Annotated in this window: 19 protein-coding genes; all 19 read left to right on the forward strand. The window is 35.8% G+C overall.

Going from position 1 to position 21,877, the window contains the following annotated elements; genetic code table 11:
- Positions 1-111: 111 nt before the first annotated feature.
- The 19 genes from ACHRV0_RS14540 to traN all read left to right on the forward strand — a co-directional run bounded on the left by ACHRV0_RS14540 (position 112) and on the right by traN (position 21,853).
- On the forward strand, positions 112-972 hold the full coding sequence (locus tag ACHRV0_RS14540; RefSeq protein WP_395441363.1) for a helix-turn-helix domain-containing protein: 861 nt from the start codon (positions 112-114) through the stop codon (positions 970-972).
- Positions 973-1,081: 109 nt separating this feature from the next.
- Positions 1,082-1,762 carry a hypothetical protein gene (locus ACHRV0_RS14545; RefSeq protein WP_395441364.1) on the forward strand — a complete coding sequence of 227 codons (681 nt, stop codon included), beginning with the start codon at positions 1,082-1,084 and terminating at the stop codon, positions 1,760-1,762.
- A gap of 30 nt (positions 1,763-1,792) precedes the next feature.
- Positions 1,793-2,341: a hypothetical protein gene (locus ACHRV0_RS14550; protein WP_395441365.1), complete on the forward strand. Its 549-nt coding sequence runs from the start codon at positions 1,793-1,795 to the stop codon at positions 2,339-2,341.
- Between the two features lie 363 nt (positions 2,342-2,704).
- Entirely contained in the window at positions 2,705-3,274 is a 570-nt protein-coding gene (locus ACHRV0_RS14555) for a hypothetical protein (protein WP_395441366.1), read from the forward strand.
- Positions 3,275-3,787: 513 nt separating this feature from the next.
- Positions 3,788-4,993: a leucine-rich repeat domain-containing protein gene (locus tag ACHRV0_RS14560; RefSeq protein WP_395441367.1), complete on the forward strand. Its 1,206-nt coding sequence runs from the start codon at positions 3,788-3,790 to the stop codon at positions 4,991-4,993.
- Between the two features lie 519 nt (positions 4,994-5,512).
- Positions 5,513-5,992: a hypothetical protein gene (locus ACHRV0_RS14565; RefSeq protein WP_395441368.1), complete on the forward strand. Its 480-nt coding sequence runs from the start codon at positions 5,513-5,515 to the stop codon at positions 5,990-5,992.
- A gap of 137 nt (positions 5,993-6,129) precedes the next feature.
- On the forward strand, positions 6,130-6,474 hold the full coding sequence (locus ACHRV0_RS14570) for a DUF4134 domain-containing protein (protein WP_031457140.1): 345 nt from the start codon (positions 6,130-6,132) through the stop codon (positions 6,472-6,474).
- 11 nt (positions 6,475-6,485) lie between these two features.
- Positions 6,486-6,914, forward strand: a complete 429-nt coding sequence (locus ACHRV0_RS14575) for a DUF1896 family protein (RefSeq protein ID WP_395441369.1) — start codon at positions 6,486-6,488, stop codon at positions 6,912-6,914.
- A gap of 38 nt (positions 6,915-6,952) precedes the next feature.
- Complete coding sequence (locus tag ACHRV0_RS14580; RefSeq protein ID WP_395441370.1) at positions 6,953-12,523, forward strand: Eco57I restriction-modification methylase domain-containing protein; 5,571 nt, start codon at positions 6,953-6,955, stop codon at positions 12,521-12,523.
- Between the two features lie 10 nt (positions 12,524-12,533).
- Complete coding sequence (locus ACHRV0_RS14585; RefSeq protein ID WP_395441371.1) at positions 12,534-12,851, forward strand: DUF4133 domain-containing protein; 318 nt, start codon at positions 12,534-12,536, stop codon at positions 12,849-12,851.
- Positions 12,852-12,891: 40 nt separating this feature from the next.
- Positions 12,892-15,363 (forward strand): TraG family conjugative transposon ATPase, encoded by a 2,472-nt coding sequence (locus ACHRV0_RS14590; RefSeq protein ID WP_395441372.1) that lies wholly within the window; start codon positions 12,892-12,894, stop codon positions 15,361-15,363.
- Positions 15,364-15,388: 25 nt separating this feature from the next.
- Positions 15,389-16,075: a conjugal transfer protein TraI gene (locus ACHRV0_RS14595; protein WP_395441373.1), complete on the forward strand. Its 687-nt coding sequence runs from the start codon at positions 15,389-15,391 to the stop codon at positions 16,073-16,075.
- Positions 16,076-16,090: 15 nt separating this feature from the next.
- Positions 16,091-16,717 carry a hypothetical protein gene (locus ACHRV0_RS14600; protein ID WP_395441374.1) on the forward strand — a complete coding sequence of 209 codons (627 nt, stop codon included), beginning with the start codon at positions 16,091-16,093 and terminating at the stop codon, positions 16,715-16,717.
- Positions 16,714-17,349: a TerB family tellurite resistance protein gene (locus ACHRV0_RS14605; RefSeq protein WP_395441375.1), complete on the forward strand. Its 636-nt coding sequence runs from the start codon at positions 16,714-16,716 to the stop codon at positions 17,347-17,349. Before ACHRV0_RS14600 ends, ACHRV0_RS14605 begins: the two co-directional genes overlap by 4 nt.
- A 12-nt stretch (positions 17,350-17,361) precedes the next feature.
- Positions 17,362-18,558, forward strand: coding sequence for a conjugative transposon protein TraJ (gene traJ / locus ACHRV0_RS14610; RefSeq protein WP_395441376.1), 1,197 nt, complete (start codon positions 17,362-17,364; stop codon positions 18,556-18,558).
- Between the two features lie 29 nt (positions 18,559-18,587).
- Positions 18,588-19,196: a conjugative transposon protein TraK gene (gene traK / locus ACHRV0_RS14615; protein ID WP_395441377.1), complete on the forward strand. Its 609-nt coding sequence runs from the start codon at positions 18,588-18,590 to the stop codon at positions 19,194-19,196.
- Positions 19,197-19,210: 14 nt separating this feature from the next.
- Entirely contained in the window at positions 19,211-19,705 is a 495-nt protein-coding gene (locus ACHRV0_RS14620) for a hypothetical protein (RefSeq protein WP_395441378.1), read from the forward strand.
- A gap of 4 nt (positions 19,706-19,709) precedes the next feature.
- Entirely contained in the window at positions 19,710-20,987 is a 1,278-nt protein-coding gene (traM, locus tag ACHRV0_RS14625; protein ID WP_395441379.1) for a conjugative transposon protein TraM, read from the forward strand.
- 20 nt (positions 20,988-21,007) lie between these two features.
- The gene (traN, locus tag ACHRV0_RS14630) at positions 21,008-21,853 is read left to right on the forward strand and encodes a conjugative transposon protein TraN (protein WP_395441380.1); all 846 of its coding nucleotides are present in this window, start codon (positions 21,008-21,010) and stop codon (positions 21,851-21,853) included.
- Positions 21,854-21,877 lie beyond the last annotated feature (24 nt).

Here is a 21,877-nt window from a genome sequence, read left to right on the forward strand (position 1 = left end):
ACTGTTTCATTGATGTCTAGGTTCCTTTCTGAGTAACCTGCCACCAGCCTGAATCTCCATGAAGTAATATTATAACTGATTGTTATTCTAATTTTATAAAAGAGCATTGTTGTGGTAAGTAAAAAAATAAAATATCGTACTATTGGTTTGCACGTCTGCATTTTTAAGACATTTATATCTAAAACAGCTTTTAGTAAGCTATTCAACGCAAACCATTATTCTATACTGATTGTAAATTCGGGCTCCTTTTCTATACAAGTAGAAGGCAGCGCGGTTACTGTCTTTGAAAATGAATTATTAGTGGTTCCGATACAAAGTTTATGTGAAATTTTGATTATGAGTGAGCAATTGAAAATTTGCTTAGTGTCATTTACGTCAGAGTTTGTTTTTGAAAATAGTATTCGCATACAACGTGTAGGATATTTTGATTTTTACATAAGAAAACTTCCTTTGAAAATTTGGATCAAAAGTAAAGACGTGCAACATTTGATATTTTTGTTCGAACAGCTGCACCGTAAGACTCGAAAATCGAATAAACAAATTTTTAAAGAAGAAGGATTGCGGCTTAGTTTCAATTTATTTCTTTATGTAGTAGCAGAAAGGTATAGTCGCTATTTTCAACAATTAAATAACAATTATACTATAAAAGAAAAATTGGTGCTTCAGTTTTTTGAAATTCTAGAAATGAATTGCAGAAAACATCATAATGTAAAATATTATGCAGAAACGTTATCTATGACACCTGATAACCTTACAAAAATCATTAAAGAATTTACAGGAAAAACCGCTAAGCGATTTATTATTGAAGCTGTTATTCTTGAGGCAAAAAACTTGCTTCGAAGTGATAATTTGTATATATCCAATATTAGAGAAGAATTGCAATTTGCAAATTATTCTTCTTTTAGTAAATTTTTTAAAAGGCATACTGCCCTGTCACCCTCTCAGTACCGTTCACGATTAAATTTCTATTAACAACTTGCAATTCATGTTTTGACTGGGTTAAGTATGTTCTATTAGCATTGATTTAGAGTACTATCGATTACAAGTCGATAGAAATATTTACTAAGTAAAAGTAAAAATAATGACTCAAACCTATCTTCTAGAATGGATGGATGTAACGGTGACTTCAACCCTTAATCCGAGTAAAACAGATCTTACGATGATTACTCCAATTCAATCCAAAGCAATTATAAAAAAAGCAAATGAGCAGACATTTTTTATCCAATCACAGTTTACCATTCAGGTTTTTTCGCTTACCAAGGAAAAACAGATTAAAATTTTAGTTGGCAACTATTACTCGTCATTGCTGTTTCTTTTAGATAAAATCGCAGAAATAAATAACAGCAATGAACTATATAGAGATAATCTAAAAGAGGTTACTACAACTTTAATTTCTTGTTTGGATGAATTAATAACATTTATAGAATCAAGATTTGCAAATTATTTAGAGGTTCCTCTTCAAAGTATTGAAAAAAAGATAAATAGTACTATTGTATCAAATAACCCTTCTGATAAAGTTTTATGTAAGCTTTCGACTGATCAAACAGCACTGATACTAAGGGCATCCGATGAATTAAAAATTCTTATTTCAAAATCAATGAATCATTTATTTAAAACCATCGTTCCTTTTTTATCTACTGAAAACAAAACAGATCTTTCTTTTAATTCTATGAGAAGCAAAGCATACGCCGCTGAAGAAAGAGATAAGGAAATAGCAATTGAAACATTGGAACGCATGATTAAACAGATTAAAGAATATTAACTAAAGACTAATCATTTAAAAATTTAAAACATGAAAAATCTACTTTGCATTTTGACCGTGATGATTCTGATCATTACAGGCTGCCAGCCTGAAAAGCTGGATGAGAAATTGGCTGCGACTCTTATTCTGGAAAAAAATCATTATCCTACTATTGTATACCATGATATTTTCTGTGGTGATCCAACGCACGCTTACACTATTTTCAAATCCGGACTCGTAGAAAAAGGATTTGTCAAAGTACTTCAAACCAGGAAATTTGGTGACACAACTTCTTTCGTAAGTTTTACAGCAGCAGCAAAACCCTACTTACTGCCTACACCAGCAGATGACAAAATGAGCAAAATTCAACGTGTAAAAGTAGCAGATGAAGAATTTGGAGCAATTAAAGGACTGAGGATTATGAGTTCAGATAATAAGGCAATTGTGGAATACACTACAATTCGAAGAAAGAATGTTTTTGCCGCTGCAATGAAAAATGGATTGAAAGACACACTCCATCATGAAGTATATTTTATACGAAACCATGATGGCTGGCAGCTCATGGATAAAAAGTCTGAAATTGAATTTTTATCTTATTAGAATATAAAAAGTTAGTTATACAACCATAACTTCAATTTATTAGTTAATTACAAACTTTTACACTTTTAGGGCATAGAAATGTACCAAATCGAGCCGGTTTGAATTTCTCATTTGTTGATCTTTAAGAATCTGTTTACGAACCATTCTATTATATGATCTAAAGAAATTTTCAACAAGATAAAACTGAGAAATCATTTTATTTTAATTCAAAAGTTAATAAATTGGAGTAAAAAGATTTCTTATATTCGTTTGAAGAAAAGCAACTTATTACACAAAGACAAATAAAAAAAGTTGTATTGATGCCATTTTATTGATGGTATTAAAGAGTTAGCAGTTATACTAAAAAAACACCTCTTAAGAAAAATGAGCTTAATTAAAGCATTTCCCGAAGTTGAAATATTCTTTGAGAGGAATAAATTTTCACAAATAGAATTACTTGCCTTTCTCAAAGAAATCGAAAATAAATATAAAGATGAACAACTCAGAAAATCTTTATCAAGTTTAATAAGCTTAAAAATTCTTCAATATGAAACATTCCCTATAAATCTGAATATTGTAGAAAAAGCTAAGAAATTAAAATTTATAGAAGAAAAACAGAATAGATTTCATCCTTTACTAAACCAATTGAAAATTAACTCAATAGAAAATATGGCGATAAACTTAAATTGGAGTTTGTCAAGGACTTTAAGATTATTAAAACAAAAAGGAATTTCGAAAGATGCAGAAAAAATGTTAGACGAAAAAGAGTTTGCATTAGTAGAAGAAATGTTTAATTCACGACTTTGGGGTATTGAACGTATTGAGAAAACAAAAAATCCTGTAAAAACTATAGTTCATAGAAAAAAAGAAAAGTCATTAAGTAAACAGAATGATGTATATAGTAGAATTGAGGCAATTGGATTGGGAAAAGTTATATACATCAGAAAACAATAATAAAAATAAAACAGCTAACAGTTAATAGAACGGATTTGGGCAATTGGCTTACTTTAAAAATGGTTTTGTACTTGGGTTGATTTGACAAAGCTGAAAATAAGGCTTAATTTAATCCCAAACTCGCTGTTGCACCAGAACGTCAGACTGTGAAAAAAACTCCTTCTCTAATTAAAGCCTCCAAAGTTTACGGTACTACAATTCATAATGAAGCCTTATATCGAACCACTTTTTTTAGGTTGTCAATTTCTCTTAATACAAATTAGTTACTGTATTAAGCTTTAAATAACTTAAGAAAAACGCATTTGATGACGGGAAATTCCTTGTATATGTCATATTATTAAAAATACGAAAAACCCTACTTTAAAAGCAATTCTTTTCTATATTTGTTTCTAATCAAACTGAAGTTTTTTCACAGACTGACATTAGGTAGCATAACCTTAAAAATGAATATAGCAGAAAATAATCAACTGTGCGCCATTTGACCACAGAATCAAGAATAATTAAAATACCCAAATGAAAAAATATATATTAATCACATTTTTAACTATCGTTTTTCTTCTATGTGTTTCTAAAACAAATTCTCAAACCTGGAATATTGGATATCCTGATAGCACTAAAGTAACAGCGACTTTAACTTCTAAGAAGCTTATTATTAGGGGGAAAGGGGAGATGAAAAATTATCCTATTTATGGAACATGGAAAGACAAAGCGATATCAACTATACACATTGAAAACGGTGTAACAAATATTGGTCATCATGCCTTCTATGATTGTAATGAGTTAAAATCAATAACTATTCCAGAAGGGATGACTAGTATTGGCGAATCAGCTTTTAAAAATTGCGAAAACTTAGAATTTATAATTATTCCAAATTCTATTACTGTAATTAAAGAACATGCTTTTGAAAGGTGTAAATCTTTAAAATCGGTTATTATTCCAAATAATATTCTTCAAATAGAGAAATATGCCTTTTATGAATGTTTTAATTTAAAGAATGTACAATTAGGTAGTGGATTAAATAAAATTGGGGACTGTGCCTTTAGAGCGTGTCACAATCTTGCTTCTATTACAATTCCCAAAAGCATAAAAGATATCGGAGATATTGCTTTTAGAGAGTGTTACAATATGCAGAATTATGAAGTAGAAAAAGGAAATACGCAATTCGGTTCCATCAATGGAGTTTTATTTAACAAAAAACAAGATACTCTTATAGCATATCCAAATGGAAAAAAAGGAAAATATACAATCCCAAATGGCACTGTAGTAATAGGAAATAGTGCATTTGCTTGTTGTACAATTAATTCTATTTACATACCTAAAACAGTAAAAATAATTAAAGGAGACGCTTTTCGCTACTGTCACAACTTAAATAAACTTAAAATACCTGATAGTGTCGAAGAAATTGGTGTGTTATCTTTTGCTAATTGCAACTCACTTGAGCGAATAAAGCTAGGCAATAGTATTAGCGACGTAAACATGTATATTTTATCAGAAAATAAAAATCTTTTAAAAATTAAAATTTCTAATAAGAATTTAAAGTTTAGTTCTAAAAATGGAATTCTTTATAATAAATCAAGAGATACATTAGTAATGTACCCCAAGGGAAAAAAGGGTGGATTTATTATTCCTGAAAATATAAATTGTATAAAAAAAGGAGCTTTTGAATCTTGTAAAGGACTAACTAAAATTGTTATTCCTGAAAGCGTTACTACCATTTAGGATTTAGCATTTCAATATAGCTCAAACCTTGTTGAAGTAACAAATAAAAGCATCAACCCTCAGTTAATTTCAGATCAAGTATTTTCGGAAAAACTATGTTTATTTGTCTCAGAAAATGCTGTAACCTTATACAAAAAAGCGAAAGGGTGGCAAGATTTTGTAAAAATACAGAAGATTGAAAGATAATACATTAGACAAAAATAATAATAATTGTCACCAAAACAAAACAATATAAAACTGCCTTTTTTGATCTTGACGAAGAACTCGAAAATTAAAGCAATTATTTCATCACTTCAGCCTTCCATTCGGGAGGCTTTTTTATTTTTTTGCATTTTTTTCTTTTTTTTCTTCTTGATTTTACTGGGGGTACAACGGGGTACAACCGGGGTACAACAAAAAGTTGTACTTGTGACAGTTTTTAGTCTATCGTTTCTTTGCGCTGTAATGATGAAGATCCGGATTTGAAATTGTCAATCGGATTGTGTGAGAAACTAATGTAGAACGATAAAATGATGAGGTATGTTTACAAACATTTCATGGGGTAATTACATGGTTGTAGTTATTCTGCTATTGGCTAGCTGGTATTTATTTGTTGGATTTCGATATTATTTTGATGAATTAAAACAAATTGCATCGGGAAAACGGAGACTTCAATTCCGTGGATTTGAAAACCCAAATTACCAAAATCCTGAATCTGAACCAGACTATCAGGAATCTCCTGAACTGACTTTAGACCAAACTTCTTTAGAAGAATTTGACACCACTTTTCAGGATGTTGATGATCTTGTAGCAAGATTAAAAAGTTTTATCAACGATGCCGCAAAGAAAAAATTAGTCAAAAAAGAATTTACCTATTATCTGCAGCTTCTCCTAAGAGAATTCCCTTCAGTGAAAAACTCCCCATTTAGTTCCTCAGTAAGTGAACTTATAGTCGCAGAATGTGACAAACTCGAATCAATCACTTTAACCCAGAAGGAAGCAGAAGCCCTTTGGGAATAAACTCTAAAACAATAAAACGGAGGAACTGCTCCTGTCCATCCCGGCGCAGTAGGACAGATGTAACAGGAAAGTGGATTGAGACAGCGGCTACACCTCCGTTTTTTATCTGAATTTTTAAACTTTAAAAATATTGTGTTATGAAAAAATGGAACTGGAATTTTAAAAAGTTTATTGAGAAAAAAACATATAACATTGGTATTCTTCTGGCACAAATCCTTTTTGTGATCAGTTATGAAACCTACGCCCAGGATGGTCTGGCGGGAATCAATGAAGCCAACCAACAGGTGCGAAGTTATTTTGATGCAGGCACAGAACTAATGTATGCCGTAGGAGCATTGCTCGGACTAATTGGTGCTGTGAAAGTATATCAAAAATGGAATGCAGGTGATCCTGACACAGGAAAAGTAGCTGCAGCCTGGTTTGGTAGCTGTGTTTTTTTGGTAGTAGTAGCCACAGTAATCAAATCCTTCTTTGGGATTTAAAAACAATTGCTATGGAAGAGCTACTCAAAGAAAAGTTATGGTTCTACATTATCCATAACAATCCCGATTTGATGTTTACCCTTCAGGAAGATTACAGTGTACTGGATTATCTCAATGAAAAAATAAATGGAATTAAATTCCTATTGGACGATATGCTATCTGATGGGACACCTCAATATATTATCGAAGAAATCTGTCTCAATGTACTTACCGAAGATCTGAAACCTTCCCGGTTTTTATACATCCGCTCCCTGCTTTCTGATGAGTTTGAGAAAACCTATGCCGGTTTTCAGGAATCAGGTATTCTTACCTATGAGATAATCAACCTTATGGAAAGCTGCAAAACCATTTTTGAAACCATTGGTTTTACTAAAGAAAATGAAGAAGATCCCAATTTGAGAAATGCCCTTATCGGTCAGATTGCTGACTATCTGAATTGAGCTATTTATAGCAGTATGTAGTATGAAAAGGAGTAATTATGGCTTACAATCTATCCCAAAAACTAAGTGCCAATATCGAGGCGATTACCATTGCAATGCAATGGCAGCAAAGTGATGCTTTATCGGAAGAATCAATTACTGTACTTAAGGCATATGCCGGATTTGGCGGTATCAAAGCGATACTATATCCCAATGGCACTACCGAAGACTGGATAAAATCAGGAGCTACAAAAGAAGATTTAAAGTTACATCCAGAGATGACTCGACTGCATGAATTATTACAGGAGCATTACTCTGAAAAGGATTATAATGCAGTTGTTTCATCACTTCGCAATAGTGTACTTACTGCATTTTACACGCCGGAGATTGTACCCAAAACTTTGTACAATGTTTTAAAAGAACAAGGCATTATCCCTAAAAGATTATACGAACCATCAGCAGGATCAGGTGTTTTTATTACTGAAGCAGATAGCGCATTTTCAAATCTGGAACAAATTACTGCTGTGGAAAAAGACCGATTAAGCGGACTGGTACTTTCTGTATTAAACAGTACACTTTCAACCCAAAATACCACTCATATAATTGGACTTGAAGAAGCTCCAACAAATGATAACGGCAGTTATGATCTTGTGGTTAGCAATATTCCTTTTGGTAATTTTTCTGTTTATGACCAAGCTTATCCTGATAAAGCTATTTCAGGAAAAATACACAATTATTTCTTTGCAAAAGGATTGGACAAACTCGCTGATGGCGGTCTTATGGCCTACATAACTACAGATGGTTTTTTAAATAGCCCTTCCAATGAGAGTGTTCGCGCATATCTTTTTCAAAATGTAGATTTTGTGAGTGCCACCGTTATGCCTGATAACCTGATGAAAGAAACCGGAAATACGGATGCTCCTAATCATTTGCTTATTGTCCAAAAAAATGAGCATAAACAAAAGCTGTCTGACAATGAAAATGAACTGTTGCAAACCGTTGAACTGGAAAATGAATTTGGAAGATATAGCATTAATAAATATCTGCACAACAGACCCGAACTTATAGTTGGTAATGAAATACGAGCCGGTAAAAACCAATACGGACAGGCGCATCAAAGTGTGAGACAAAACGGTGATATTAATTCTATTGGAAACCATCTTGGAGAAAATATTACCAAGGGATTAAAAGAAAATTTTAGAAAAGATCGTTTTGAGAAGGCTCAAATAATAGAGATCGCTCAACCCGCTGAAACAATCGGGCCAAAATTTACTTATTTACCCATGCCTGAGAGCAAAGCAAGCGGTATTTCAGTTCAGCTTGGCTTGTTTGATACTGTGCCTGCGGAGAATATCAACCGTGCGATGGATTACATCAATCCTCTCGATGAAACTGTAGTGGATAAAAAAACTGCACGAATACTGAGCACCATACGTACCACTGATAATCCATCACATGAAAATGTGGTACTGATTGCTGCCAAACAAAACAAGTCCAATCGGTATTTGTATAAATTATACTCCAACGTAAAGGAAATTGACGGCTTTTCAGCCAATTGGATGAATGGCGGATTACTGCCTCATGAATTACTGGCTTTATCCAATACTCTTCAGTATTACGATCACAAGTATACTTATGAAGGAGATAAAACCCTTGAATCTGCCTTTAATCTGGAAAGACAGCTTTATGAAGAACTCGCTTCACTGAAATCTTTCTATAAAGAAGGCACGCTGGTTCGGCTTGGAGAATCGGTTGGGATTATCAGTGACATAAATGACAAGCACAAACAGGCCTTTTTCCAGCCATTAGCAACACAAGGCAATCTCAAATTTTATGATGCCTATATTACTATTCGGGATCATTATCTGGACTTGTTTGAGAGAGAGCAATCAGATAAAGCTGGAAGTGAACAGGTTCGGAAAAATCTAGATGAGCAGTATACCAAATTTGTTTATCACTATGGCATTTTAAATGGTGCTGAGAATCGCAGGCTCATCATGCAGGATTCCGCTTTTGGTTTTACCATTCTTTCTTCATTGGAACGTAAAGAAGGTGAGCGTTATGTGAAATCTGATATTTTAATTGAATCTGTCATAAAACAGCAAGAGCGCTATTATACAGACGATCCCATTGAAGCATTAGCCAGAAGTCTAAACGAAATTGGTTCTGTTGACTTAGGATTTATAACAGCTGCGACAGGACTTGAACAAAATGAGGTTATAGAACGTTTGAACCATCATATTTATCTGAATCCTACGGGGCAGAATTGGGAAACTTCAGACCTCTACTTAAGCGGAAATGTTGTAGAAAAACTGCAACAGGCTAAACAGGCTGTGGAGTTATATCCTGAAAACACGCAATATTACAAAGGATTGCAGGCACTTGAAAAAGTACAGCCGGAGCGTATCCCTTTTGAATTACTGGATTTCAATCTTGGTGAACGCTGGATTCCCACCCGATACTATGAGAATTTCGCAGGGAAATTATTTGACCAGCCAACTGAAATTAATTATTTCCCTTCACTGGATACCTTTAAAGTAAGTACAGGACACAATACCAAAATAGACAGAGAGTTTTCGGTAACTCCAAAAAGCGGCAGAACTATTTACGGTTACACGATACTGGAGCATGCACTTGAAAATACTGCGCCGTTTTTTACCTATGAAGTCGAGGGACCTAGTGGAAAACCGATCCGACTACCGGACAATGAAGCGATACAACTTGCTCATCAAAAAATTGAGAACATCCGTAATGGCTTTATAGAATGGCTGCAGGAATTGCTAATAAGCGACAAAAATGAACTGGAAAGCCTCTATAATAATACCTTCAATTGTTATGTACTACGCGAATATGACGGAAGCCATCTGAGTTTTCCAAGCCTGGATAAAAAAGCACTTGAAATAGATGATTTATACAGCTCTCAGAAAAATGCTGCATGGCGCATTATTCAGAACCGCGGTGCTTTAATTGATCATGAGGTTGGGCTCGGTAAGACGCTTACCATGATCGTGGCTGCCAATGAAATGAAACGACTCGGAATTATTCACAAACCTGCAATACTGGCACTCAATGCAAATGTAAATCAAATTGCAGCAACCTATCGAAAGGCTTATCCCAATGCAAGGATTTTAGCTCCGGGTGAGAATGATTTTACTCCGGCCAAAAGAATGAGACTCTTTCACGAGATTAAAAACAACAATTGGGACTGTATCATTTTAACGCACGACCAGTTTGGTAAAATTCCGCAGTCACCCGAAATACAAAAAGAGATCTTACAAAATGAACTGGATAATATAGAACGAGACCTTGATACCGCCAGAGATTTGGGAGGCGACATCTCCAAAAAGATCTTAAAAGGTCTGGAAATACGAAAAAACAATCTGGATGGCAGACTAAAAACGCTGCTCAAAGATATAGAAGATAAAAAGGACAGCGGTATCAACTTTAAAGAAATGGGAATTGATCATTTGTTTGTGGATGAATCACATAAATTCAAAAATCTGACTTTCACCACACGTCATGACCGTGTTGCTGGAATTGGAAATATGCAGGGAAGCCAGAAGGCACTTAATATGTTATTTGCTGTGCGCACGCTTCAGGAAAAATTCGATTCGGATTTGTGTGTAACCTTTCTTTCAGGAACTCCAATTTCCAACAGTCTTACTGAAATGTACCTGCTTTTCAAATACCTGCGGCCTAAAGAAATGGAACGCCAGCAGATTGAAAACTTTGACGGATGGGCTGCTGTTTTTGCCAGAAAAACGACTGATTTTGAATTTTCGGTTACCAATGAAATTATTGCCAAAGAGCGTTTTCGTCATTTTATTAAAGTTCCGGAACTGGCACTGTTTTATAATGAAATTACCGATTACAAAACAGCCAAACATATTGATCTGGACAAACCGGAAATTGATGAGCTACTTGTCAATATCAGTCCTACACCTGAGCAAAGCCAGTTCATTATCCAGCTCATGCAGTTTGCCAAAACTGGTAATGCAACACTTATCGGCAGAGCACCTCTTACCCAGCAGGAAGATAAAGGCAGAATGCTCATCGCTACTAATTACGCTAAAAAAATGGCTGCTGATATGAGGCTGATAAATGAAGGATACGGCGACCATCCGAGTAATAAAGTCAATACTTGCGCCAGAAATGTAGCTGAAATTTACCAGGCATCCATGGAGCATAAAGGCACTCAGATCGTTTTTTCGGATATCGGCACACCCAAGCCGGATGCTTTTAATATGTACGATGCGTTGAAAGAAAAACTGGTAAGGGATTTTAGTATCCCTGCCCATGAGATTACCTACATCCACGACTGGACTGATAAGAAGAAGCCAGAATTGTTTTCTAAAATGAACACTGGTGAAATACGTATTCTTTTGGGCAGTACCGAAAAAGCAGGAACCGGACTGAATGTGCAAAAACGTGTTGTGGCGATGCATCATATGGATATTCCCTGGAGGCCTTCTGATCTAGGACAACGAAACGGCCGTGGCAGCAGACAAGGAAATGAAATTGCCAAACAGCATTATGGCAATAAAGTAAAGAATTTCATCTATGCCACGGAACAGTCACTGGACAATTACAAATTCAACCTTTTGAAGAACAAACAGACATTTATCAGTCAGATGAAAAACTGTGAACTTAATGTCAGGACTATTGATGAGGGAGCCATGGATGAGCAGAGCGGAATGAACTTTTCGGAATACATCGCAGTACTATCCGGTGATACTTCATTACTGGAAAAATCAAAACTGGAGAAAAAAGTAGCAGTAATGGAAAGCCTTAAAAAAGCACATTACAAGGAAATTTCCAGAACTAAATATCAGGTTGAATACCTAATAGAAGAAAAGGGAATCACCACTAAAACACTGGATAAACTAACTGCTGATCACAGTATTTATAAAAATAATCTGAAGTATGAGCCTGATGGTTCCAAAGCCAATCCTATACAGTTGTATGACTGCAAGACAGCAGATCCAGAAAGTATTGGCAAAGAAATTATCCTGCTCTATAAAGACTGGAAACCTCCCGAAGGAGATAGCCAGAACAAACAAATTGGGAAGTTATACGATTTTGGACTCTATATAAAAAGAGAACGTGAAGCCTTTCAAAATGATGGCTTGTACCAGTACCGTTACTCTAACAGCTTTTACGCGCAACGTTTGGAGGATGGTATAAAGTATACTTCCAATGGAGGAACTCCCAATGTAGACAACCCAAAGTTGGCAGCCCGTCATTTTCTTAATGCAATTGATAAGGTGGAACATCTCACGCACAAGTACCAAAAGGAACTAAAGGATATTGAAAACCAGCTGCCGGAATTACAGCAATTAAGTACAAAAGTATTCAGCCAGGAACATGAACTGCAAAAAATGAAAAGTGATCTCTCTAGTTTGGAAAGGGAAATAGCCCTAAAAATTCAGGAGAACCAATTGAAGGAAGCCAATCCGCAGGATGATAAGCTCAGTAATGAAACAAAATTAACCGATACAGTGCCGGTAATTCAACTGCCAGTAAAGAACGGTGAACAGGCAAAGGGCTGCACAACTGCCGAAAGTAATACTGATAAATGGCAGGAGCGTTCTTTTTCGGAAATGAGACGCAGCAACAGAATGAAATTTTAAAATAAATACCATGTCAAACAGTGTCTATCAAATCAACAAGGGAATTAACCAAAGCATAGAGTTTAAAGGATTAAAGGCACAATATATCTGGTACCTGGGCGGAGGTGTAATTGTACTTATGATACTGTTTGCCATTATGTACATAGCCGGCTTACCTTCTTTAATCTGTATAGGGATTATTGGTATTTCAGGAACCTTTTGGGTGTTGAAAATATATAAAATGAGCCACAAATATGGTGAATATGGGATGATGAAAGCTTTGGCGAGAAGACAGATTCCCAAAGCAGTAAAATCCCAAAGCAGAAAAATATTTATGATGAAGAAATAGAATTTGCTTAGCATTAGCTGAGCGGTAAAAAAAGAGGATGATGGAAAAGATGATAGATGATATTTTACCAATTATGGATGTGCAGCACGATTGCATCCTGTCCAAACAAGGAGATGTAACAGTTGTGTTCAGAGCGGAACTGCCCGAGATATTTACCTTGTCAGATCAGGAATACGAAGCATTTCATCAGGCTTGGCTTAAAGCGATAAAACTGCTTCCAAAATTTAGCGTGTTCCATAAACAGGACTGGTTTATTGATAGTAAGTTTGAGCCCGATTTTACAATTGAAGACTCCAGTTTTCTTACCCGAAGCAGTGAACGTTTTTTTAATGAACGTCCTTTTCTGGATCATTCCTGTTACATTTTTTTAACCAAAAAACCGGCAGGGAGAAAAACATCCAGTTCCTTATTTTCAAATTTACTTAGAAGCTCAATAGTTCCGGAAGAAACATTAAAGCCACAAGTGCGTCAGGAGTTTATTGACAGTACTGGGCAATTCAGACGCATATTAGAAGACAGTGGTTTTGTAAAACTGACTCGTCTTGGAAACGATGAACTCAAAAGCCATAGCAGAAAAATTGGGATTATAGAGCGGTATTGTTTTCTTTCTGAAAAACAAAACTCATTTATTTTTAAAGATATCGCTTTTGATGATGGCCTGCAGGTTGGCGACAAACACTGCCAGATTTATACACTAGGAGACGCTGCTGATCTTCCGGCATTATGTGGTTCTAGGATTAATTATGACCGGTATTCTACCGATAAGACGAAATTCAGTATTGGGTTTGCTTCAACACTTGGTCAGCTGTTATCGTGTAATCATATATACAATCAATATATTTTCATAGAGGATTTCCAGAAAACGCTGCAAAAGCTTGAAAGTAAAAGACTGCGATTACAATCCTTATCTGCTTACAGCAGGGAGAACCTGATTGCCCGTGATGCCACTAATGATTTTCTTAACGAGGCTATCAGCCAGCAAAGACTGCCTGTAAAAGCACATTTTAATGTACTGATTTGGACGGACAATAAAGAAGACCTGAAAGATCTAAAAAACAAAGTTTCGTCTGCACTGGCTCAGATGGATGCAGCTGCTAAACAAGAAACAGTGGGAGCAGCACAAATCTTTTGGGCAGGAATTCCCGGGAATTCCGCAGATTTTCCAATGAATGACACCTTCGATACGTTCACAGAGCAAGCGGCCTGCTTCCTGAATCTGGAAACAGGTTACCGCTCTTCCCTGAGTCCAACGGGTATTCGATTGGGAGACCGTTTGACTGGAAAACCGGTTCATGTAGATATTAGCGATGAGCCTGTTAAGATGGGAATCTGCACAAATCGAAACAAATTTATACTGGGGCCTTCGGGAAGCGGAAAATCTTTTTTCACCAACCATATGGTTAGAAGCTATTATGAGCAAGGGACTCATATTGTACTGGTGGATGTTGGACATAGCTACAAAGGATTGTGTGATATGGTAAAGGGCTACTACTTTACTTACGATGAAAAGAACCCGATTCGGTTTAATCCCTTTTACATCAGTGAAGGTGATACGCTGGATACGGAGAAAAAAGAAAGTATTAAAACATTGCTCTTAGCTCTCTGGAAAAAAGACAATGAAATCTTCAATCGAAGTGAGTATGTGGCACTGTCCAATGCACTGCAATTGTATTATGAAAAGTTAGACATCAATTCGGATTTGTTTCCCTGTTTTGACAGTTTTTATGAATTTCTAAAAAATGAGTTTGTTACCATATTGGAAGGTGATAAGGTAAAAGAAAAAGATTTTGATGTGAATAATTTTCTTTATGTGCTTCGTCCGTATTACAAAGGAGGCGAATTTGATTACCTGCTCAACGCTACCGAGAATCTAGACCTCTTAAAAGAACGCTTTATTGTTTTTGAACTTGATAATATCAAAGACCATCCAATACTTTTTCCGGTGGTGACGATCATCATCATGGAAGTGTTTATCAGTAAGATGCGCAAGCTGAAAGGTATTAGAAAAATGATCCTTATTGAAGAAGCCTGGAAGGCAATTGCCAAAGAAGGGATGGCAGATTACATACGGTATTTATTCAAAACCGTTCGTAAATTCTTTGGCGAAGCCATTGTAGTGACTCAGGAAGTCGAAGATATCATTTCTTCACCGGTAGTCAAGCAGGCTATTATCAACAATAGTGACTGTAAGATATTATTAGACCAAAATAAATATCAAAATAAATTCGAACAAATTCAGGAACTGCTTGGGCTTACTGATAAAGAAAAGGCATTGGTATTATCTGTAAACAAAGCCAATGATCCTAATAAAAAATATAAGGAAGTATTTATTTCCCTGGGAGGCATGCAATCTAAAGTCTACCGTACAGAAGTGTCGCTTGAGGAATATTTGGCCTACACCACCGAAGAAACTGAAAAAGTAAAAGTACAGACATATGCCAGGAAATTTGATGGTGACATTAAAAAAGCTATTGCGGCGCTCGCCATTGACCTAAGAGTAAAAACATCATGAAAAATTAAACCCAAACAACAATAATATGAAAGCAAAAACTAAAATCACGATCTGCCTATTGTGCTTTTTACTCATTAGCACTCCGGCAAGACCGACAACAGTGGCGGCAATACCAATTTTAGAAATCGTAAAAGCGGTTGCCAAAAAGGTAATAAAGGCTGTTGATCTAAGGATTCAAAAACTGCAGAACAAAATGATCTGGCTTCAGAATGCGCAGAAAAAAATAGAGAATGTTTTATCCAAACCAAAATTAGATGAGATATCCGAGTGGACACAAAAGCAAAAAGAGCTGTACAAAAATTACTATGAAGAACTCGCAAAAGTCAAATCCATCATTACCTATTATCAGCGTATCAAAGACATCAGTAAAAAACAGGTTCGCTTGGTTGATGAATATAAAAGAGCCTGGAACTTGTTTCAAAAGGATGCTCATTTTAATGCCAGCGAACTGAATTATATGCAAAGTGTGTACTCGGGAATATTAGATGAAAGCCTGAAAAATATCGATCAGATTTTCATGGTCTTGGATTCTTTTACTACTCAGATGAGTGATGCCAAAAGGCTGGAAATTATAAATAGTGCTGCAGATCAGATTGATGCCAATTATGATGACCTGACGCTCTTTAACAGGCAGAATATACTGCTGAGTCTTCAAAGAGCCAAAACAGAGCATGATGTTAAAACCATCAAACAATTTTACGGAATTCCGTAAACAATCTAAAAAATCATGAAAAAGATATTTTTACTAGTGCTTATTACTGCGCTCAATACAGGGCATCTTCAGGCACAAGCCAAACAACAAAGGATGCTTTTACAGCAAATTGCAGCCCTGCAGGTGTATATCGGATATGCTCAAAAAGGTTATTCGGTAGTCAATAAAGGACTGGGTACGATAGGAGATTTCAAACGCGGAGAATTTAATCTTCATAAAGATTACCTGAATTCCCTTAAGACAGTCAACCCCAAAATAAAGTATGCAAGGGTAACGGAAATTATAGCGCTCCAGATCAAAATCATGAAAAGCTATAAAAATTTGTATCAGCAAATTCGGCAGGATGATTTGTTTCATGGAGATGAAATCGATTATATCAAAAGAGTATTTGAAAGGTTAGTTGAAAATTGTGATGACAATCTGGATGAGCTTTTAACAATCATCACCAATGGAGAACTCGAAATGAAAGATGACGAGCGAATGAAACGCATTGATATGATCTACGATAGTATGCTTGATAACTATACTTTCTGTGAAAGTTTCAGTAATCAAACTAAAATCTTGGCTGTATCAAAAGCAACCGAATTAAAAGCAGCTAAAAACAGCCGTATTCTCAACAGCATAAATACTGATTTGCCATGAAAAAATTACTGATTATAGGAACTGTATTTATTCTTTTTTTACTTCCGTCTAAAGTAACAGCCCAAAAACAGGAAATCCAGCAATTGATTTTAAACATAGAAAAATTGGCCCAGTTCAAACAGATTCTAAAGGACATGAAAAAGGGTTATGAAATTCTGAGTGGTGGTTATAATACGGTTAAGGATTTGTCTGAAGGAAATTTCAGTCTTCATGAAACATTTTTGGATGCACTGATGCAGGTTAGTCCCACAGTTAAGAATTACAAGCGTATAGGTGATATTGTTAATTATCAGGTCGTGCTGGTAAAAGAATACAAGTCTGCTTTTAACCGCTTTAGGGATAGTAAAAATTTTAATCCTGAAGAAATCGCCTATCTCGAAAGGGTATATGATAATCTGTTTAAACAAAGTCTTAGAAATCTTGATGAACTCACATCGGTGATTACTGCTAATAAAATGCGAATGTCCGATGATGAAAGGCTGGCTTCTATTGACAAAATATATACAGATATGCAGGACAAACTTTTGTTCCTGAGAAACTTCAACAACAATACGGCTGTACTGGCTTTGCAACGTGCCAAAGAGCATAATGATACCCGCGCAATGCGTAATATTTATAAGTTAAATAACTAAATATCCACTCTCATGATAAAGATAAATAGGCACATATCACTTGTCGTAATAATGATTTTATCCCCCTTTCTGAGCCACTCACAAGGAATTGCAGACGACATGAACGGTCTGCATAGCGTGCTGGAACAATTGTATGATGAAATGATGCCTTTGTGCAGTAATCTCATTGGCGTCGGTCAAGGTCTTGCCGGTTTTGCAGCGATGTGGTATATCGCTTCAAGAGTCTGGAGACATATTGCAAGTGCCGAACCCATAGACTTCTATCCGCTCTTTCGCCCTTTTGTTATCGGGTTTTGCATTATGATTTTCCCGTCTGTACTGTATATGATTAATGGAGTTATGAAACCTACTGTTACCGCAACTGCTGCAATGGTAGAGGGATCCAATAAAGCGATTGAAAGACTGCTTAAAGAAAAAGAAGAAGCACTAAAAGAAACAGATCCCTGGAAAATGTATGTGGGTTCCACAGGAAGCGGCGATCAGGATAAATGGTACCGCTATACCCATGATGACGCAGATCCGAGTGGACAGGGAATGCTGGACGGTATTGGGAATGACATCAAATTTGCAATGAGTAAAGCCTCTTATAATTTCCGAAATTCAGTAAAAGAATGGATGAGCGAGGTACTGCGTGTATTATTTGAATCTGCTTCCCTATGCATCGATACGCTGCGGACTTTTCAATTGGTGGTACTCTCTATTTTAGGCCCAATCGTTTTTGGCATTTCGGTCTTCGATGGTTTTCAACATACCCTGACCGTTTGGCTGGCACGTTACATCAACATTTATCTCTGGCTCCCTGTGGCTAATATATTTGGAAGTATCATCGGGAAAATTCAGGAGAATATGCTAAAAATTGACATAGCTCAAGCTGGAGAATATGGAGATACATTCTTTAGCAGGACTGATGTTGCCTATCTGGTCTTTATGATTATTGGCATTATTGGCTATTTCACTGTTCCCTCAGTCGCTAATTACATTGTTCATGCCGGAGGTGGCGGTGCACTAGGACAAAAAGTGACCAGTATGTTTAGTAGTTCTACAACTTCAGTGATTAGTACTGCATCTCAAGGCACTACAATGGCAGCTGATGCAATGGGAAATGCTGCCGGGCGTATGTATCAGAGCATGGCGAATTCCGGTAATTCTGAGCCTTACTTCAAGGACAAGGAGAATTATATGGCCGATAAGTTAAAAGGTAAATCTTAATCCTAAATTCAAAGTATATGTTTAGTAAAATGAAAAATATTGACACTGCTTTTCGGCATGTTCGCGGTTTTACGATGCTTGTCATTACTGGGTGTATCCTGATTAGCTGCTTTTCCCTTTATAAGAGTTTCACACTCGTATCACAAATGCAGAACAAGGTTTATATTCTGGCTAACGGAAAAGCACTTGAAGCCTATGCTTCAGACCGAAAAGATAATATTCCGGTAGAAGCCAGAGATCATGTGAAAACGTTCCATAAGCTATTTTTTACACTTGACCCGGATGATAAAGTTATTAAAAGCAATGTTACCAAAGCACTTTATCTGGCGGATGATAGTGCAAAAAGGGTTTACGATGATTTAAAAGAAAATGGTTATTACTCCGGTATCATATCGGGAAACGTTAGTCAGACCATTCAGATTGACAGTGTAACTATTGACCTCAGTAATTATCCGTATGGATTCCGATGTTATGCTACTCAAAATATTATACGCACGACCAGTATTGCACATCGGAACCTTATAACTGAAGGCAACCTTCGTAATGTGTCGCGAAGCGACAACAATCCACACGGCTTTTTAATCGAGCGATGGAATACGATTGAGAATCGCGATATAAGTACGGAAAACAGAAAATAATAAAACTGCACATCATGAAATTCAATTTTAAACGTAATAGCCAAAAAAGCCATGTTTTGGAAAGGGCTAAAAATAATCTTTGGCAAAAGTTTGAACAGGCCAATCTGCGATTACAGTACAAATGTGCGAATTGGCTCGAACGTAAAACGGCTCATTTTACACGGCTTAATTGGATTCTGATTCTGCTCTGTTTTATAGTATTTACCAGCAGTTGCAGTATTTACCTGATTGTGAGAAGTTTTTCAGCTAATAAAACTGGAAATATAATCATAACCCCAATTACCAAACCAACCAATCTGGTACCCATAAAGGAAAGACGTATGGAACTCAATATAATTATTAGTAAAACAGAATTTGAAAAAATTGCAAGTTTTAGAAAATACATGGATAGTCTGGGCCGCAGTCCCACAGGAAAAAAAACGTATGACAGTATTGTGTCAGACCGTCCCGAACTTCTGGACAGTTTAACAATACTAGAAAATTATTATTACTCATATCTTAAAAATTAATATCATGGAACAAAACACGAAATTATTAAAAGTTCTAAAGCAGCGTAAGATGCTCTTGGTATTGCCAATATTGGCTTTGCCATTTCTAACTGCCATTTTTTGGGCATTGGGCGGTGGAAAAATGGATGCCGCTAACTCAACAGCTCCACAGCAAAAAGGTTTTAATCTAAAACTTCCCAATGCGAACCTGAAAGAAGGACTTCCGCTGGATAAAATGAATTACTACGATCTGGCTGCGCTTGATTCCGCTAAGCTTGATGAACTTATCAAAAAAGACCCTAACTATTTGAGCCAGTCCTTTCAGATCGATTCCACCGAAGACAGCAGTGCTGTTACCCATGGGAAAGAACGAAATGGTTTAAATAAATCCGTTTATCGTGATCCAAACGAAGAAAAAGTACATCAAAAATTGGAAGCATTGCAAAAAGCAATTAATACACCTGTTTCAATTCCGGAGCAAAACAGGGATTATATAAAAAATGCAAAATTTAATCAAACGGCAATGCATTCCAATGATGTGGACAGGCTGGAACAAATGATGCAGTCCATGAATGATGGGCAGGAAAGTCAGGACCCGGAACTAAAACAGCTCGGTGGAATGCTGGAAAGTATTCTAGATATCCAACATCCCAACAGGGTGCAGGAAAAATTGAAAAAAGCGTCAGAAGCTGAGCGAGGACAAATATTTGCTATCTCAACGGGAGAACAAGAAAATCCTGTTTCTTCTTTACAAAACAAAACGGTTAATCATACTGAGTCCGGATTGAATAGATTTTATTCTTTGGACAAAGCTGAAAATGATGATTTAATGCAGAATGCGGTAGAAGCGATTATTCACGAAACACAAACAATTGTAAATGGAGCTACAGTTAAGTTCAGACTCATGAATGACATCTTCATAAACGGTATTAAAATCTCAAAAGACACTTTTTTGTTTGGAGTGGCATCCTTAAAAGGAGAAAGATTAACTATCAATATTAGCAGTATCAGATACAACAACTCCTTATTCCCAGTGGATTTGTCTGTGTACGATATGGATGGACTTGTTGGTATATATATTCCGGGAGCTATTAGCCGTGATGTTGCCAAAGCTTCTGCTGATCGTTCCATGCAAACTTTGGGAGTTGCATCACTTGACGACTCCTGGGGAGCTCAGGCAGCAGGAGCCGGAATTGAAGCCGCAAAAAGTCTACTGAGTAAAAAAGTAAAACTAGTTAAAGTAGTTGTCAAAGCAGGGTATAAAGTACTGCTTCGTGATGAAAAACAAAAAGATTCCAATTAAAAAACAAAAAAATAATACATATGAAAAATTTCAATCAATTGATGATGGGGTATTTATTAGTGATGACCATCAGTGTATTTGCACAGCAGACAAGTAAAAACAACCTTTCTAAAATTGAGTCTGATTCTTTACTGATAGCATACTCAAAAACGACCAATATTGTATTTCCTTTTGCAATAAAAAGTGTCGATAAAGGAAGTCCCGATATATTGGTACAAAAAGCAAAAGGTCTTGAAAACATTCTTCAGGTTAAGGCAGTTCAAAAAGGATTTTTCCAGACCAATCTTACGGTAGTTACTACAGATGGTAAACTTTATTCTTTCGTGTTAGATTATAACGAAGAGTTTCCGCAGCTGAATCTTATCCTGAATAAAACTAAGCCGGATGGACAGGAAATTTATTTTTCAGATGAAATTATTAATGATCAGGATATTGAAGAATATTCAAAATTAGCGTTATATGACAAAAAAAGGCTGAGAGGTCAAAAGGAAAGCAAATACGATATTGATTTTAGACTCAATGGGATTTTTATTCGTGACGAGGTAATGTATTACAGAATAAAAATAACTAACCATTCTAAAATCAATTATGAGATCGATCAGCTTCGTTTTTTTATTCGCGACACTAAAAAAATAAAACGTACTGCTTCACAGGAAATAGAAATTACACCAATTTATATCTTAAATAATGTAATTAAAATTGACAGCGAATCGGAAAACACCTTTGTATTTGCTCTTCCAAAATTTACAATTCCAGAAAAAAAATATTTAGCCATACAGCTTATGGAAAAAAATGGAGGCAGACATTTAGAAGAACATGTCAAGAATACAAAACTGGTACAGGTGACTGTACTTCCCAAACTATAACCTAATATAATAATTTAAAAAATT

The organism is Flavobacterium sp. FlaQc-30, from assembly GCF_044005885.1.
Lineage (GTDB): Bacteria > Bacteroidota > Bacteroidia > Flavobacteriales > Flavobacteriaceae > Flavobacterium.